The sequence below is a fragment of the Sulfurimonas sp. genome, assembly GCF_016744025.1.
In the GTDB taxonomy this organism is placed as follows: domain Bacteria; phylum Campylobacterota; class Campylobacteria; order Campylobacterales; family Sulfurimonadaceae; genus Sulfurimonas.
On record NZ_JADGFC010000053.1, the window covers coordinates 15,019 to 15,415 of the forward strand.

1 protein-coding gene is annotated in these 397 nt (G+C 31.2%); it reads right to left on the minus strand.

Annotation, left to right across the window (positions count from 1 at the left end; translation table 11 throughout):
* Positions 1 to 397 (minus strand): DMT family transporter (locus QZZ48_RS08835; protein ID WP_294964516.1); only part of this gene is annotated, 397 nt, incomplete at both ends.

Sequence of the window (397 nt, forward strand, 5' to 3'; positions counted from 1 at the left end):
TAATTCTTGGTGTTCTTATTTTTAAAAATAGTGATAAAAAAATTCCAAATCCAATTAATGAAATACCAATAAGATGAAATGTCTCAATACGCTCATTTAAGAAGAAGTAAGCTTCAATAGCGCCAAAAATTGGCATTAAGTGAGTAAACTGAGCAGTTTTACTTGCTCCAATTTCAGCGATTCCTCGATGCCACAAATAGTAAGATATGATTGAAGGAAAGATTACAGCATACGCTATAACTAATTTTGCTTCTATGCTAAAGTCTAAAAATGATTCTAATTTATAACCCATTGAGTAATAAACGATTAAAAGCATTATAACTCCCAACATAACTGTGGTTGCAAAAAAAGCGTCAAAGTCTTTAGGTTTAAACTTCACAAGTACAGAGTAGAGTGC